This window comes from Allomesorhizobium aridi (assembly GCF_043769475.1).
Lineage (GTDB): Bacteria > Pseudomonadota > Alphaproteobacteria > Rhizobiales > Rhizobiaceae > Allomesorhizobium.
In genome coordinates this window covers 907633-926332 of sequence record NZ_CP171729.1, presented here as the reverse complement: position 1 = coordinate 926332, position 18700 = coordinate 907633, and the positions used below count along the sequence as shown (strand labels likewise).

The window sequence follows — 18700 nt, the reverse complement described above, 5'->3', positions numbered from 1 at the left end:
TTCTGCTGCACAGGCCGATAAGGCTTTGGCACGCCACGTGCCAAGCCGTCTCCTACGGGAGAGAGCTGCCTAATAGACGTTCGTCCCCGGCGAATACACTCGCCTGGCAACCGCCTTTCGCCGAGCTGATGGACGAAGACCGCGCGGCAATGGTCAATCTGGCATGTCTTTGGTCAGACCCACGACGCGGCCTGTCGACGGCCGACTAAGGCGCCGGATTGTCCGGCACCAGCGCTACGCCAGCGCCCGGCCCGATCGCGCTGAGGGTCAGGCTAACATTCACGTTCGCCGTAGTCGCCGTCGGTGTGTTTCCGTTCGCGTTCCAGGTGGCGACAGCGTCATCCTCAATTCCGCCGCCTCCGTCGACAAATCCCTGCAGGAAGAGCCTGTTGGTATCGCTCAGGTCGGAGACACGCAGTCGCAGGATGTTGGTCGGGCCGCCTGCCACGACGGTGTTGTTGATGATGTTGACGTAGACCTGGTTGCTCTCGCCGGCGGTCGACGACCCGGAAGTGATGTTGATGTCGGCGACCGCGGTCGGGTCGGAGTTGAGTGTGTTGTTGTCGAGCGTCAGATCGAGCCGCGCAGTCTGGAAGCGGGCTTGCGCGTCAATGGAGGTGCTGTTGTTGGCCGGCCCCATAGTAATGTTGTTGTTGCGAACTTCCACGATCATGTTGGAAGTCTCTTGCGCGACGGTGCGCACGCCCGATCCGATTCCGTTCACAGTGATTGTGTTATTGTTAATCCGGCCCTCGACATTGGAGTCGAGGAACGACGTGATATTGGCCGCCGCGCCACCACGGCTTTGGATCGTATTGCCTATGATATTGAAGGTGACGTTCGCGATGTCGTTGCCGTTGATATCGATGCCGGCGCCGATATTGATGCTCGGATCGACGACGGCAACGCCGGCCTCGCTGCTCATCACGTTGTTGGTGATGTCGACATTGACGACCGAATCATCCTCACCGATGACCTGAATCCCCTGGGTACGCAGACGCAGGAAGTCGCTGTCGAGGACGTTGATGTCGGTCACCGGCGCCCCGGCCGCGCTGCTGAAGCTCCTGAACTGGAACCCGCCTTCGCCATTCAGGTTTGTCGCACCGCCCGACGAGACGGTCTGGGTGTCACTGAAAGTCACGTTATTGAGGGTCAGGTTCAGATTGACGTCGGTGTTGACGACGTCGAGGCTGTTGGTCTCCGAGAAGGTGATGCTTGAGTTCGAGATGGACGAGGTGCCCGACAGGTTGCTGAACTCGATCCCGCTTTCGTTAGCGTTGTTCCCGGCCTGGGTGATGGTGCTGTTGTCCATCGTGAAATCGCTGACGTTGAGGCCGGTTATGCCGTTATCCGCCGTCCCGCTGATGTCGATGTTGTTAAGCGCAGCTCCGGTGACGCCGCTCAAATAGATGGCGGCATTCGAGGCGGAAATGTCGAGATCGAGCGACGTGCCGTCGGTCATGTTGGCATTGGTCAGGGTCATGTTGCTAAGGGAGATCGCCCTCGCGTTGATGATCGAGACGCCACGGGTGCCGATGTTCTGGATGACGCCGCCCGAACCATCTGTTGTGCCTGTCCCGGTGATGGTCAGCCCGCCATGAGTGCCGGCCGTGGTGCCGGTAGTGTTCAACACGATGCCGTTTGCCGGGTCGGCGTCCGCCGTCGCATTGCCCGCATCGATCCTCTGGAACGTCAAGCCGCTCGCGCCGATGAATGTGTTCTGCACATTCAGCGCGGCTGCGCTCACCGAAGCGATGCTGTTGCCCGCGCCCTGAACCGTCACCGTGCCGCCGCCCGTGGCGTTGAACCCGACGCCGGTGGTGGTGGTGTCGATGTCCAGTCCGCCATTGGTGAAGTTGATCGTCGCGCCGGCGTTGTCGGCGAGCGAAACCGCCGTGTTTGTGCCGGTGCTCAGCGTCTTGGTCGTGCCGGTGAAGTTGACCGCGCCGCCGCTGTTGAAATGGACGTCGATGCCGTTGTCGAAGCCGCCTGTCGCGCTGAGATTGCCACCAAAGGTGACGGTGCCGCCGGTTCGGTTCAACACCTGGACGATCTTGCCAGTGCTAGCCTTGGTGATCGCGGCATTGATGGTGACGTTGGCGGTGCCGCCGTCGATGAAAACGCCGAGGCTATTCGGGTCGTCGCTGCCGCCGATATTGCCGCCATTGATGGCGATAACGCCGTTGGCGCCGGTTATCTCGATGCCGGTGCCGCCGGAGCCGTTGATGGCCACGCTCCCAAAGGTCACCGTGCCCGGCGAGTTGGAGATCCACATGCCATCGGCGCCCGAATCGTTGATCGTGACCGTGCCGGTGACATCGAGCGAGCCGGACATGCCTACGAGACTAACGCCGATGTTGCCACCGCCCGCGGCTGCAGATTGCAGGTTGATGTTGGCGGTGACGCCGTTCAGGTCAAGTGCCTTTCCGGCAGTCGAATTGATGGTGCGGGTGCCGGACGCTGCAACGTTGATCGTACCGCCCGTAGCCGATACGCCGGTGCCGGTCGTGGAGGCGATCGTCAGGCCGGCATTGAAGTTGGCGGTGCCGCCGGATTGCGAAATTCCCACGCCGATCGATGTAGTGATAACGACCTGGCCGGCCGCCGTGAGCACGCCGCTCGTTTGCAGGATGCCTTCGCCAGTGAGGCTATTGTCGATGGTGAGCGCACCGTCGAACTGATAGGTCGCGCCGGCGGCGTTGTTGGTGAAGGAGAGGCCGAAGCCGCTGGTCCCGGTGATGCTCGTGGCACCGCTGACGCGTAGCGAGGATGTCGCAGTCAGCCCGTCCAGCCGGATGCCGTTGACGTCGCCACTCGCCGTAATCGCGCTGAATACCGCATTGAAAGTCAGTGGGTCGACATCGAGCGCCGTTCCATTGGTGGTGACGATGGTGGCATTGCCGACGCCGCCGCTGTCGACGGTCAGCGTGAAGTCCGTGTCTTTGGTGCCGTCATTGGCCGCGTCGTTATCGACGAACAGGCCAGTGCCGCCATTGTTGACGATGTCGAGGTCGGCGAAATTGAGTGTGCCCGAAACATTGTTCATCGACAGGCCATAGCCCTGCTGCGGCGTTCCCGCCGCGCCGATCGAAAGCCTGCCCGCATTCACGGCCTGGATGCCTGCAGCGTCGCTGGCATCGAAGGTGACGCCGCTGAAGAGGATGCCGCCACCGCCAGTGGCGCCGCCGACGAGAACGTTGTTGGCGAAGGATCGGATGGCGACGGTGTTCGATGTCAAGCCGAGGGTCTGGCCATCGAAGCCCGCCGTGAGATTGAGGTTCGAGCGCAGCGTATTGCCGTCGATCGACAGGATCAGCGTATCGGCCGCTAGGCCCACGCTGTCCTGGTCCCAGATATCGATGGCGTTGCCGTTCGCGGTGATGGAGCTGTTGCGGATGACGAAGGTCGACAGATCGTCGTTGTAGAGATTGACGCCGTCGCCGCTCGCGCCGGTGTTGGTCATCAGCACATTGTCGATACCGGAAGTGATGCGGCCGACGCCGTCGGTCAGCGTCGGCAGCAGCACGGTTCCTGCCGCGGCGCTGGTGGTCAGCGTCGGGCGCTCCGTGTCGAGGCCGCCCGGCCGGTCGATGACCGTCGACGTCTGCACGCCGGTGAACGAGAAAGTCGACGGAGCGCCGCCGCCCGGATTGATGCCGAGCTCCGCCACGTCGATTGTCGCCGGTGAGCCGCTGCTGAACGAGATCAGCACCTGGCCGTCCCTGAGGTCGAGCGAATTGACGTTGCCGGCGCTGGTTTGCGTCAGCATGTCGATGATGCCCGACAAGCCATCGACCAAATTGTCGATCAACACGATGACGTTTGCGGTCGAACCCTCGGCGCCGCCGATGCTGCCCGGATTGGAGAGCGAGCCGTCGCCATTGCCTTCCGGGTCTACGTAATAGATCGACACCGGACTCAGATTGCTGACACTGCTCGCGCCGAAATCGACATCCTGGAAGTTGTAGTCGCCATTGCCGGGAAGCGTGCCGGCGATCGCCAGCCCGCTGCTCGCGATCGACGATTCGATGTCCGAGCCCTCGCCATCCCCGAATACCAGGCCGGGAGAGACGCCGTCCTCGCCGAGATCGGTCGTTGCCGAGAACATGACGCCGTTGAGGACCCCGGAGATCGTCGCATTGTCGCCGGCCGCGGCATCACCGCCGAACCGCACCACGCCCGAGCCGGCGGCGCCGCTCAGGTCGACGCCGATCGTCGTGCCTGCTGCCGCGCTGGTAATGCCGAGATTATTGACGGTGATATCGGCGTTCAGGCCGGCGACGCTGCTGAGGTCGAAGCCTATCGCTGCACCGCCGGCCAATCCGATGTCGAGGTCGGTTATGGAAAGGGCCGCGCCAAGCGCGGTCTCGATGTCGACGCCGCGCGAGGTGACGTTCTGCAGGTTGACGGTTCCGAGCGCAACGCCGCCGCCTGCCGACATGATCGATGTGAGATTGATGCCGGTCGCCGCGCCGTTGACCCCCACGGTGGCGAAATTCATGCCGTCGCCGCCGATGCCCACGCCGTTGAGGTCGATGGCGGTCCCGGTGGTCGTCGCGATCGTGTTGCCCGCGCCGCTGACATTGATCGTGCCGCCGCCTGTCGCGACAAAGCCACGGCCGGTGGTCGAGGCGATGTCGAGGCCGCCGGCGAAGGAGACCGCCGCACCTGTATTGCCCGTCAGGAGGACGGCGTCGTCCGCGCCGCTGGACAGCGTCAGCCCGTTGGTGAAAGCGACCGTGGCGCCCGCGGTTTTGCCATTGACGATGACCCGTGCGGCGGACAGCGTGCCGGCCGGGCCGCCATTAGGCAGCGTGCCACGCGTGATGGTGATGTCGCCCGAACCGCCGGAGACGTCGAGCAAAGTGCCGGCGATGGCGATGTCGTTGTTCTGGATGAACACATCGGAGGCGAGATCGGTCAGATCGAAGGCGACCCTGCCCTGCCCGACGCCGGTGATCGTGACGCCCTCGATCGTTATGTCGTTGCCGGCGCCTATGGTGGTAGCGGAGAAAACGGCGCTGCCCACCACGCCCGAGCTCAGGTCGAACGTCGTGTGCCGGATTTCGTTGCCGCCAGCGAGCGTGAACAGCGTGTCGGTCCCGATGATGGTCGTCTCGTTCCCGGTGACAGCGGCGCCGGTCGCGCCGAGATCGCCGAAGACGTTGGCCGGCTGGATCGTGCCGAAGGACACGATGTTGCCGTTGCCGAAGCCGGTGATCGACTGGCCGGCATCGAGGTCGAAGCCGGCTGCCGCGAGGTTGATCGGGCCGACAAAGGCGAAAACGGTTCCCGCCGCCGTCAGCGCATCCGCGTCGGCCAGTGAGATCGTATCGATGGTCTGGCTGAGGCCCAATGCGCCGCCCGCCGTGAACTGTCCACCGCTCTGAGAGACGAAGGTCGCCGAATCGGGCGCAACCACCAGATTGGCGTCGCCGATGAAAAAGACATCGTCGAAATCGTAGGAGCCCGAAGCCGGATCGAGGCCGATCGTATCGACCGTATAGCCGCCGGCGGCTGCCGTGATGAAGGATTCCAGGCCGTCCACGGCATTGCCGTCGCCGAAGGTGAAGGTCGCGTTCGCCGTCGCCCCACCTCGCCCGGCGGTGCCGAGTTGTACCCCGACATTGAGATTGTCGATATTCGATCCTTGGGCGAAGGTGATCGTGCGGTTGCCGAGCGTGCCGGAAAGGTCGATGCCGATGCTGCCGCCGCTGCCGGTCGGCGAAGTGATCGTTGTCAGGCCGAAGGTCGCGGTAGTTTCGGCATCGGAGAAATCAATGCCGGTCTGGCTCTCGCCGATGCCCGAAACGGTCGTCGTGCCGAAGGTCACCGACGCATTCGTGCCGGCGAAGTCGATGCCGGATTTGCCCGGTCCGCCGGTCATGACGACGTTAGTGGTTCCGAAGGCGATCGAAGCGGCGCTGTCTTCGATCAGTATGCCGTTGGCCTGCGCTCCGGTGACCGTTGTCGTTCCGGTGACCTCGAAGCTGCCTGCCAGGTTTATCAATGCAATGCCGTCGCCGGTCGAGAAGCAGCATCCAAAAGCGTTGGTGCTGGTGACCGAGGATAGCGTCACGTCGAGCGTCGCGTTTTCCAGATATAGCGCCTGCCCGTCCAGGGCGTCGATATCGCCTGCAAGGATATCCAATTCGAAGCCGGCCGGCGTCGGGCCGGCGCCGAACACGTCGAGGCCCAACTCGCCTTCGGTGGCGATGTCGAGATCGCTAAAGGACAGCGCGCCTTCGACATCGATCAATTGCAGGCCGATATTGTTGACGCGGATCCCGGCGCTGCCGATGCGGGTCGCGCCACCAGTCACGATGTCGATGACGCCGTTCGACAGATCGGCGTCGAACGTGACGGTATCGAAGACGAATCCAGCTTCGTCGAACTGAGGATTGCCGTCGCTGTCGTCCATCGTGTTGCTGTCGAGGCTGGTGACGAAGACGCCGCCCGGGCCGAAGCCATTGACGTAGATTCCGGGGCCGCCATCGCTGCTGAAGGCGTTCCGGTCCAGGGCGATCTGCTGATCGACAAAGCCGACATTGGCGCTGATCAAGCCGCCTGCGCCGAAGATTGTGCTGTCGGCCATGGAGAAGCTGGTATCGGCCTGATCGGCAATGAGGCTTACGCCGGTTTGGCCATCCAGCGGGTAGAAGCCGAACGACGAACTCGCCGTCGTCTCGATCCAAAGGTCGCCGGGCGCGACAAGCGTGCCAGCGGTAATGTTGGCATTGATGACCGAGCCCGAGGAATCGTAATAAACCAGTCCGAAGCCGGCATTGATGGTGCTCGGATCGCCCGCCGAGCCGACATTCACCGTGCCCCCGTCGCGTGCGGCCACCCCGATGTCGGCCGCCGAGACGATGTCGAGATCGCCGAAACTCGTCGTTGCATCGGCGCTGTCGTAGATATCCACCGCGATCGCCGCCGCGCCGAGCAGGATGTCGTCTCCGAGCGCGGTGGCAGCCGCCGTATTGGTGATCTGCACATCGTCGAAGGTGAAGCCGCCGTCGGAATCGTTGAGGATGTCGATGCCGATGCCGGAGGCGAAGCCCGCATCACTGAGCACGAGCGCTGCGCCGAAGCTGTAGGAACCGTCCGCGTCGTCGAACAGCAGGCCGGTACCGTTGGTTGCGGTGACCGCCGCGTCGAAGACGACGGTGCTGGTATCCCCGCCCGTCACGGAGATCGCCCTGCCGACGCTACCCTTCACGATCGTGCCGCTAGAGACGGTGACGGTCGCGCTGCTTGCGTCGAGGTTCAACGCCATGCCGGTGAGCTGTGATGCATCCAGATCCGCGAAGGTGAACGAGCCGGCCGAATTGAAGATGCTCACGACATCGGAGCCGAAGCCGGTGCTGAGAACGCTCGTGTTTCCGAAGTTGTAGACGCCGCTGACGACGTTGCTGATCGAGACGGCGTCGCTGATCGCGCGCTCGGTCGACAAGCCGCCAAGAGTCAGCGTTCCGCCCGAAGTGGCGTCAAGGATGACCGCGCTGTCCGTACCGGTGGCGTTGGTGTCGACAATCTCGATCTGGTCGAAATTGACGCTGCCAAGCGTAACTCCGTTAAGATTCAGCGCTGTTCCCGCCTCGGTGCCGATCGTCTGCGAACCGGCCGCTCCGACGTTGACCACGCCTCCGCCCGACGCCAGGAAGCCGGTGCCGGTCGTGGTGGCGATCGTCAGTCCGCCGGTGAAACCGATCGTGCCGCTGGCATTGTCGGCAAGCGTCACGCCCGTTGCGGCGCCGGTCCTGATCGCGCTGTTGCCGGAGAAGGTCACGCTCGCCGCACCGTTGTCGAGGTTCTGGACCAGGATGCCGCCGCCGGCTGCCGCGCTCGAATCGATCAGATTGCCCGACAGCGTCACCGATCCGCCGTCGAGTTCGGCGATGAAAACAGCCAGGCCGGTCGCGCCAGCGCCGGTGACGACATTCCCGCCGTAGGAGATGACGGCCGAGCCGCCGGACAGATTTGTCGCCGCCGCACCGATGTTGAACGCCGCGGAACCGCCATTGTTGATGAGCGCGCCGCCGCCGAAATCGAAGCCGCCGGCAACACGCTGCAGGTCGATGCCGCTGCCCGAAGCAAATGTGGCGCTGGTCGAGGCGAACGAACCCGATAGCGTCGCCGTATCGACGCGAACCGCGCCGCCATTCGCGTTGTCGATCGTGCCGCCATTGCTTTCAAAGGCAAAGGTCGTTCCGAGCGTCGTGGTGTCGACGACCAGCGCAAAGCCCCCTGCTCCACTGTCGTTGAAGATATCCAGCGCGCCGACATCGAGGCTGCCGCTGGTGTCGAGCAAGGACAGGCCAGCGCCGGAAACCCGATTTGCGGCGCCGGTTCCGATCCGGTTCGGGCCGGAGGCGACCACCTGCTGGATGCCGTTGCCGACATCGGCATCAGCGTCGAAACTGACGCCATTGAAGAAAATCCCGCCGCCGACGCCATTGCCGGTGACGGTGTTGGAGCCGAAGGCAGTGATGAATGTCCCGCCGGGCGTATCGCTACCGACCGAGATGGCGGGCGTGCCCGCTGCGATCGTTTCCCAAACGGTTCCGTCGAGTCCCAGCGCCACCGTGCCCGTCGCGCCGGCCGACTGGAACGCGTTCAGGCCCGTGCCGGGTGAGGCGACGGAATTGCCGGAAATCAGATTGAACTCGACACTGCCGGCGCCGCTCGCGGCGATGTCGATGCCGTTGCCAGTGGCCAGCGCGGCAAAGCCGCCGATGGTCAGGCCGGTAAAGTCGAACGTACTGGAATTGGCGGCCTGAACGATGGCGATCGCATTGTTCGCGCCGGCGATGCCCAGGATGGTAAGCCCGTTGAAACTGGCGCTGCCGCCGAAATTGGCGGCCGCGATGCCACTGCCGCCGGTGCTGCGCGCCGTGAGGTTCACGACATTGAGCGTGCCTGCCGAGTCAAGCGAGATCGCATGCGAGACGGCGCCGATGGAAGAAGCATTGGCGGCATTGCCGATGTTGACGATGCCGGACGAGGCGAATACCAGGCCGGCTACCGGCCTAGCCGTATTGCCGACCGCCACGAAACCGGAACCCGTGCCGATATTGACGGTGCCTGCGCTGTGCTGCAGGTCCAGTCCGATCGCGCCGCCGTCGATGGTAAGGCCGCCGGCGGTCGCGATGTTGATGACGGCAGAATTGCCGCCCGCCACCAGCACGCCGGTTCCGGCGGCATCGATATCGCCGCCGCCGATGGTGAAACTTCCTCCTGCGCCGTTGATGTTCAGGAGGACGACCGACGCGGGGGCGTGACCGTCGAGATCTACCGACGCGATGGCGACATCGCCGGCGGCGAGGTTCAGGCCACTCGCGGAAATGCCGATTGCTCCGCCTCCGGAGGCAACCATGTCGAAATTGAGCCCGCCCGCCCCTACGCTCAGCGCCGCGAGATCGAGCGCCACCCCGCTGGCGACGGTGATGTCGTTGTCCGCCCCCAGCACGGCGACGGTGCCCGCCGCGCCGGTTCCGGCGGCAAAGCCGGTGGCGTTTCCGACGGTGATGTCCAGCCCGTTGAAGCTGGTCGCGCCGGTCGCGCCGGAGATCTCGACACCGGTCGCGTCTCCGACGCTGATCGTGGTTTGCTGCGCGAAGACGACCGGGCCGCTGTTGCCGGACAGCCTTATGCCCCCGCCGAGACCGGCTCCGGCATTGGTGACCGTGGCTGTGCCGTCGAACCCGAACTCGGCCGCCGAGTTTGAAACGTCTATGGCCGCCGAAAGGAGGTTGGTTGAAGAGAACAACCCGCCGAGCGTTACGGACCCTGCATTCACGCCGCCAGCGAGGATGCCGCCGACGGCGTTGTTGACGGTCAGGCTGGCGATGTCGAGATCGAAGCCTGATCCGCTGATCGCGGAAAGTTCCAGCCCGACATTCGATCGCGTGACCGCCGCGCTGCCGAAATTGACCGCGCCGAAATCAATCGTCGTGTTCTGACCAATTATATTGCTGACCAGGACGCCGCCGTTGGCCGGGGTGCCGTTCAAGATGGTATTGATGTCGGTCTGGCCGAACGAGACAGACACATCGTCCTGGGCAATGCCGTCGATCAAGATCGCGTTGCCGCCGGCATAATTGTCGAGCGTGGTCGTTCCGGTGACTGCAAAATCCGAATTGGCTGCCAAATCAAGGAATTCGACCCCATTCTGCGGGACCGCGCCTCCTGAGCCGGATATCGAGGCGAGCGTGATGTCGGCGAGCACGTCCCGGATGAGGACGGCCTGCCCGCCAGCGACGGCAATCGTGTTCACGCCCGTGCCGGTCGCCGTCAGGTCGCCGCCTGTCCCGTCCAGCCGCAGCGTGCCCTCAAGTGTCAGGTCGTTGAAGGCGAAGACCGTCACGCCGGCTGTCGCCGAGATGTTGAGCGCGGTCGCGCCACCGATGGTCGAGTTGCGGATCGTCAGGTTCTCGCCCGTGCCGAACGAGCCGAAGATGCCGTCGCCCGCGCCGGTGTTGCCGATCAGTAAGTTCTGGACGCCGGCCTGGCCTGCAAGGTTGACCGTATTGCCGACCCCGGTGGTCAGCGTCGGCAGGACGTTGTCGATGCCGGTTGTCGGCGCGGTGATCGTCGTGCCGCCGATGGCCGAGAACTGGAACGAGGGCGGCGCGCCGGTGGCGAGCGCACCAAGCGGGGCGACATCGATCCCCTCACCCGCGCTGAGCGCGATCAGGACCTGGCCATCGTCCAGGTCGAGCGAATTTGCGCTGCCGCCGCTTGCCTGCAGAAGAAGGTCGATCAGGTTGCTGGTGTTGTCGAGGGTGCGGTCGACCAGCACGATGACGGCGGCGCCCGACGCCTCGGCCTCCGCGATCGTGCCAGGGTCATCGAAAGTGCCGAGGCCGCTGGTCCCGAGATTGTCGACGACGAAATAGGACAACCCCTGCAGGAACGAGGTATCGCCGACCAGCGTCGCATCGAGGAAATTGTAGTTTCCGGCGAGCGGAAGCGTGTCAATCGTGTTCACCGGCGTGACGGCGTCGATGAGCGAGCCGATATCGGTGATGTTCTCGCCATCGCCGAAGATGAAATTCACATTCGTCGTGCTGGAGAAAAGCACGCCGTCGTCGACGCCCGTTATCGAGGCGCTCTGCCCGCCATCCGCCACAGTGTCGCCGAGGCGGATCGTGCCGGAACCGGTGGTGTTCACCAGATTGACGCCGATGGTCCCGACATTGCTGGTGCTGGTCAGGTCGAAATCGGTGGCGCTGAGGTCGCCGTTCATTATGGCGTCGTTGAGCGCGACGCCGACGGCGTTGTCGCCGGCCAGCGCTATCGAAAGCGACCCGAAAGCGATGCTGCCGCCGTTGGTGCCGGTTAGCGCCAGGCCCGTCCGGTTCGCGCCGATGTTGCTCAGCGCCACGGTGCCGAACGTGATCGCCGCCTGGTTCGCGCCGATCGTTATTCCGGTGGCGCCCGGATTGGTTACGGTCGTCGTCCCAGTCACGGCGAACGCGCCGCTCACGTCATTGAACGTAAGGCCTTCGGTAGCGCTGTTTGCGGAGGTGACGTTCGTGAACGTGATCGCCGAATTCACGCCGTCGAGAAAGATGGCCGGCCCGCCGGCCGTGTCGAGCGTGCCGGCCGCCAACCCGAGCGTGAAATCGGTAGCGGACGTCGAAACCAGGAGGCCGGTACCGGCGCTGTTGAATATGTCGAGGGCGGTGAACCCGATGTCACCGCTGGTGTTCGTGAAGGTCAGGCCGGCGCCCTGCACGCGCTGTCCAGCGGCCGTACCCTGGCCGATCTGAAAGGCGCCTGCTGCCGGCTGCTGGATGCCCGTCGCGTCCGGGTCGGCGTCGAAGGTGGCATCGCTGAAGGATACGCCGCCGCCAACGCCGTTGCCGATGATGGTGTTATCGGCGAAGGACTGCACGACAATCGTGTTTTCGGTAGCCGACAGGTTTTGGCCGTCGATGCGCACCGTTGGCACGCCAGTTGCGGTTTCGAAGCTGTTGCTATCCGTGGTGAGGCGGATCGTATTCGCCAGCCCTGTACTCGCGAATACGTCAAACGCCGTGCCCGTGGAGCGGAGCACGCTGTCGCTTAGGTTGAGCGTCAGCGTCCCTAACCCGGTGGCCGTTGCGCTGACCGCCGAACCGCCGATACCCGACGTCGATGTGGTATTCAGGTTTTCGATCGCGACGGTCCGGTCCTGGTCCCAATTGACGATCCGGATGCCGTTCACAGCCGATCCGGCGCCGGCGCCGATCGTCAGGTCCTGAACCGTCAGCGACGTGTCGCTGCTCAAAATGGCGTCGTCGCCCGTGCGGCCGATCGTGCCGCCGCGAATGGCGACCGAGTCGTTCGAAACCAGGAATGTGCCCTGTATGTCGATGTCATCAAAATCGACTTCGGCGAAGGAGATTGCGCCGGCGGACCCGACGATGTGAATGCCTACGCCCTGCGAGCCTTCGACCGACGTCACGCCGTTGAAATTATAAGTGCCGGCAGCGTTGGCGATGAATACGCCGGTGCTCGTGGCGTTTTCAGTCGACACCCCGCCCAAAGCCAGCGTTCCACCGGTTGTCCCATCGATGGACACGGCAACGTCCGTGCCGGTCCCGGAGCCGTCTGTGACCGTAATCTGGTCGATATCGATGGAGCCGATCTCGACGCCCGACAGTTGGAGCGCGGTCCCGCCCTCCGTGTCGATGGTTTGGCTGCCCGCGCCGCCGATGGAGACGGCGCCGCCGCCGTCAGCGCTGAAGCCGACGCCCGTGCTCGTGTCGATGTCGAGCGCGCCGTCGAAAGTAATAGTACCGCCGGCATTGTTGGACAGGGCGACCGCATTGACGGCGCCGGAACTCACCGTGACAGGGCCGCCGAACGCAACCGTTCCCGTGGTGTCGGACACAGAGATTCCGGTGGACGTTGGATTCTGGATGTTTACGGCCGCGTCGATGGAGACGACGCCGGCAACATCGGTCAGCTCGATGCCCCCGCTGGTTCCGGTCAGATCGATGGTCGAGTTCTGGTCGAACTGGACGGACGCACCGGCATCAATCTGGTCGATCCGTATGCCGCCGCCGGCGCTCGACTCGATTGCGAGGTCGTTCAGTGCAATGTCGCCGCTGATCGCACTTACCAAGCCTATTTCGAGGATACGGCCAACACTGCCGCCCGTGCGGGAGAGCGATCCAGAAACTTCGACCGTGCCCGAAATGCCCTCGATGGCGACGCCTGCGCCATTGCCCGCGATTGACATTGCGGTATTGATGTCAATGTCGCCGCCGCTATCCGCAATGTCGACGATCCCGCCGTTGCCCGTCTGCACAAGCGAACCGCCGGCAAAGGCGATTTGCCCGAGCGCGTTGAAAATAGCGAGTGCGTCGCCGCCGGAAGCGGTGACGTTGACATTCGAAATGTCGATAACGCTCGCCACGTTCTGGTCGCGGATCGTGATGCCGTTGAGCCCCGGCGACGCGATAGAGCCGCCGGCGATGGTCACGTCGCCGATGGCGCCAATGATAGAGAGGCCGTCGCGGCCGGCGCCGGCGATCGCGAGCGAACTGAAATCGACCGTACCGCTCGTCGCCGTAAGCGAAACGCCGTCGACGCCGGCATTCGTTACGTCCGTGGTCCCGCCAAACGTAAAGGTCGCGGACGAATTGGCGATGCTGACGCCGTTGTTCGACGCGCTGTCGATATCGATCGAATCGAAGACGACGCTGCCGGACACGCCTGTGAAAGATATGCCATCGCGCCCAGCGTTCGTTATCCGCGTGGTTCCCTGGAAATCAAACGCAGCAGTCGAGTTGTCGATGCTGATGGCGTCGTGGACGGTTCCGTCGATGGCGATGCCGTCGATCTCGACCACGCCGGTGACGCCGCTGAAGAGGAGTCCACGGGAGCCGCTGTCGATCTCGACGCCGGAGATGCGCACATTATTGACGTTTATGCCCTGAATTGCGGAGCCCGTGGCGTTGCCGCCCGCGATCAGGTCGGCGACCAGATTGCCGCTGCCCAACATGATCGTGGCGCCGCTGACGCTGTTGTTGACGAGGCGCGCCGCGCCAAGGCCGGTCGGGTCGGCCTGCACAAAGCCGCTCGCGACATTGTCGCCGGTGACGTTGATCGGCGCGCCGCCGACGTTGAAGGTCGCGCCATTGCCGAACGAGGCGAGCGTCTGGCCGTCGGCAAGGCTGAAGCCGAAGATATCGGTGACGATGTCGACGCCCTGGTTGACCAGCACGAAGATCGCGTCGGCGTCGACAATGGCGTCGGCTCCGGCCTCGTCGATCAGATCATTGACCGACGATCCGTCGCCCGCCCCGGTGGCGCTGGCGCCAACGAAGATGATGTTGGTCGGATCGAAAAGCTGCGGTCCGGTCAGCGCCGTCGAGCCGAAAGCATAGGTGCCGCTCGACGAGATCAGCCCGCGCATGTCGAGCGAGGCGGTCGCGCCTTCGACCGAACCGCCGCCGAACACGAAATCCGTGTTCGCCATCGTACCGGCGGGGCCGTTCACACCCATCTGCACGCCGGTATCGACGTCCTGGATGACGCCGCCATTGGCGATGGTCACGGACCCGCCCTGCGTGCCGGAAAGGTCGATGCCGGTCGAGCCTGCCGCTCCGGTTCCGGCTATATCCAGCGAGAGCGCCGAGAAGATCGACGTGCTGCCGGAAAGGTCGAGGCCAGTGGCCGCCCCGATGCCGCTGATGTCAATATTGCCGAAGTCGATCGTGCCGTTGACGCCGATGACCTCGATACCGTTAAGGAAAACATCGCTAACCAATATGTCAGCGAAGGTGACGGCGCCGGTATTCGTGTCCAGCGTTACGCCGTTGCCGAACGATTGATTGATCGCGACTTGACCGGTGAAGCTCACACTCCCCGCCGAATCTCCGATCCTGATGCCGTCGCCCACCTCGCTTAACGAGACCGGGCCACCGAAGCTGATTGACCCGCCGAAATTATCGACAGAAATACCGCCGAAAGCCGCGCGCTCGACAGTCAGCCCGCCGTCCAGGGTTATAGGGCCGTTGCCGCCGCTAACAGCGAAACCAGTGGCTCCGGCGCCATTGACAACAACTGGAGCATGGAAGTTGACTGGCCTATCCGTCGACTGCACGAAAATGCCGTCGAAGCCGGCCCCTTCCACGGCCACGGCGCCATTAAAATCGACGCCTGAATTCCCTATCCAGAGGCCGACGTCGCTCACACGGCGAATGTCGACCGTGTCGCTGAACGCAACTGTCCCCGCCGTGGATATTATTGAGATGCCGCCGCCGAGGGAGACGTCTTCGACGGATACAGCTCCCCCAAACCCGACATCGATCGAACCGCCGCCTATGCTGATTCCGCCAATTTCGGTATTGCTGATCGACGTGGCGCCCAAAACGGCGAAGCTGCCCTCGGTGGCCGACAATACTATGCCGCTGGAGCCCCCAGCGGAGGAGGCGTCATGTGAAACAGAATCGAGCGTGACGTCGAGAACCGCGGAATTGAAATGGACGGCGGCTAGCCCGTTGCCGGCGACGATACCGGCCCCGATGACAAACGATCCAGACGAAGCTGCAATTCCGCCGCCGCCATTGTTCAGAACATTCAGCCGGGCGAACGTGTAGTCGCCACCGCCAAAGCTGTTGAGGCCGTCGGCCTGGTTGCCCGACAGCGTCGTGGTGCCGTCGAAGACGAACGTGCCGTCGCTTTCGATCTGCAATCCCGAGCCGGAACTTCCGGTCGCGCTGAAATCGGTGGCACTGACATTGGTCGACGTGCCGGTGAAGAGCGCGCCTGCGCCGACGAGATCGACGCGGGTCAGCGTCGCGCCGTCGACATTGTCGCCGAAGATGCCGGCGCCGCCGGTCCCATTCGAGATATCGATGTCGGCGACGATCGTGCCGTCGCCCAGGATAACGGTATTGCCGACGCCGAGATTGGTCAGCGTCGCCGCGCCCAGCCCGGTCGGATCGTCCTGCATCGCCCCGTGCTGGACATTGCCGCCGGTGACATTGAGCGGCACCCCGCCGAGCGCGAACTGGCGGCCATTGCCAAAGGAGGCCAGCGTCTGACCGTCGTCGAGTGTAAATCCGTTCGCGTCGTTGATGACGGCGCCGTCATTGACCAGCGCGAAAACGATGCCCGACCCGGCATTGGCGTCGGCCGTGTCGATGCTGGCCAGATCGTTGACCGAGGAGCCGTCGCCCGCGCCGGTGGCTGTCGAGCCGACGAATATGAGGTTGGCGAGGTCGAACAGCTGCGCGCCGTTGAACACGGTCGAGCCGAAGGCATATGTGCCGGCAAGCGGGTTGAGGCCCCGCGCGTCGAGCGCCGCATTGGAGCCGGCGATCGTGCCACCGCCGAAGACGAAATTCGCGTTCGCCGTCGCCGCGCCTGCACCGTTCACGCCGAGCTGCACGCCGGTTTCGACGCTCGCGATAACGCCTCCGGCGGTTATGATTATCGACGAGCCCCCAAGCGTGCCGGAGAGGTCGATGCCGGTCGAGCCGGCCGCTCCGGTTCCGCTGATCGCCACCGACTGCGCGGTGAAAGTGGTCCGGCTGCCGGAAAAATCGAGGCCGGCATTGCCGGCGCCGAGTCCCGTGATAACGATATCGCCGACTACGACCGGGCCGTTGGTTCCCGCAAAGGTCAGGCCGTCGCCGCCCGGCTGGGTGATCGTGATGTCGGCGAACCGGATCGACGCCGGCGAGTTGGAGATCGCGATCGCCGGGCCGGAGGTGTTCGAGATCGTCGTCTCGCCGGTCACGGTGAAACTGCCGGAAACCGCGTCGAGCACGACGCCGGACGTTCCGCCGTCATGGCTGATCGAGGTCAGCACGACATTCGCCGTGATCGGGTCGATGATCACGCCGACATCGCCACTGCCTGAAACCGTGCCGCCCGTGGTGTTGAACTTTCCGCCATTGGACGTCACGTCGATACCGTCGTCGGCGTTGTCGATCGTGTTCAGCGTCTGGAAATTGTAAGTGCCGTCCCCGGTTATGTTTAGGCCGTCGACGGCATTGCCCGAAAGCAGCGTCGTACCGGTGAAATTGTAGGTGCCGTCGCCCTCGATCGACAGGCCCGAGCCGCCATTGTTCGAGGCGGTGAAGTTCGAGGCGTTCACGCCTGTCGACGTGCCGGTGAAGGACGCGCCGTGCGAGCCCGCCGCGTTGACGGTGACGTTGGTCAGCGTCGCGCCGTTGATGTTGTTGCCGAAGATGCCGACGCGGCCGCCGGTGACGGTGATGCCGTTCAGCGTATTGCCGTTCGCCAGCGAGATCACCGGATTTGCGGCGTTAGTGCCTCCGATCGTGCCATCGCTGCCGCCGAAGCTGAAGTCTTCCGTTGCTCCGCTGATGAGCCGCGCCTGCACCGACTGCCCGCCGCCGATGACGGTCTGGCGATTTTGCAGGGTGACGCCCTCGGTCAGGAGATTACCGGAGCCGCCGAGCGCCACCACGAAGCCATTGACCCCGGCCCTCGTGACCGCGTCGTCGAGGGTGGTCGGATCGCCGAGCGTGCCAAGGCCGAGCGTGTTCTCCCCGTCGGCGGCGAAGAAAAAGCCGAAGGCGCTGCCCGTGCGCGCGTTTATCGCCCGGCGGCTCAGCGAACTGCCACTCTCGACATTGTCGACCCGCACGCCGATGTCTCCGCGCACGCGCTCATTGGCGCGCTTGCGCAGGCCTTCGCTTACCGCATAGGCGGGTTCAGGGCGGGTGTCGCCCTCGGCGCGATCCGTCCCGCCAAGCGGAACCGTCAGCCGCACCGAGCCGGCGAAATGGGTTCCGTCGCGATTGTCGTAGCGGACCTCGCCGCCAAACACCACGGACGCGCCGCTGTCGCCGAAGACGTCGCCGATCTTGTATTCGAAGCCCGCCTTGCCGCCGGTAATGCTGCCGGCGATGTCGTCCACATCGTCGAAATGATAGCCGCCGACATGCAGCCTGAGCGAATGGTCCTCGGGCAGGTCCACCGGCGCCTGGACCCCGAATTCGCCCTCTATGCCCGAGGAAGCGTAGTCGCGGCTGTCCAGGACAGAAATCTGCTCGAGCAGCTGGTTGCCCACTAGGGAAAGGCTGGAGGAAGAGCTGGACGTCGTTTCCGATGTCTCGCCGAACGGCAGGTGTACGTTGACATGGGCGTCGAAATTGGTGCCGATCGCTTCGACGCCGAGGGTCGCGCCGGTATATTGATGCCCGTCGAAACGCTCGACATTCAGATAGGCGTATCCGCCGAGGATGAGGTCCGGATTGACGACATGGCGGAAACCGAGGCCGACATCGCCGCCGGTTCCGTTCGAGAAATCATGCTTTATCCGCAAATCCAGGAACAGCACGGAATCCGGCGTCTGCGCAAGCGGAATGAACCCTTCGAGCGAGGAGTAGCCACCCTGCTCGTCGGCGCCGATGATGGTCTGCACCTGCGGCTGCCAGAGCACACCTTCCTGCGCCGCGGCGGCTCCCGAGCCGGCGATTGCGATGGTGGACAGGGCCGAGGTTTTCCACAGATGCCGCGAGAACTCGCGCCAGCCAAGCCGAGTGACACGGGCGGCGTCGGCCGCAAACGTTGCCCGCGACCGCGTCTGGCGCGATCCTGCCCCCGAATCCATGCCCCGAACCCCTCACACGCAACCGCGCGTTACGGAGCGTAAACATTCTACGTCCATTTGCGAGCATGGAATTTGGATGCGAAGGACTGGCATGGAAAAACCGGATTACTGTGA

At 64.0% G+C, this 18700-nt stretch carries 1 protein-coding gene; it reads right to left on the bottom strand.

All coding sequences use genetic code 11. The features are described 5' to 3' along the window. Window positions 1–205: 205 nt before the first annotated feature. Entirely contained in the window at window positions 206–18586 is an 18381-nt protein-coding gene (locus ACG873_RS06385; RefSeq protein WP_394890958.1) for a hypothetical protein, read from the bottom strand. Window positions 18587–18700: the final 114 nt, after the last annotated feature.

Coding starts and splice junctions, on each gene's coding strand:
- ACG873_RS06385 (WP_394890958.1), bottom strand. CDS start 18,586: ATGGATTCGGGGGCAGGATCGCGCCAGACGCGGTCGCGGGCAACGTTT.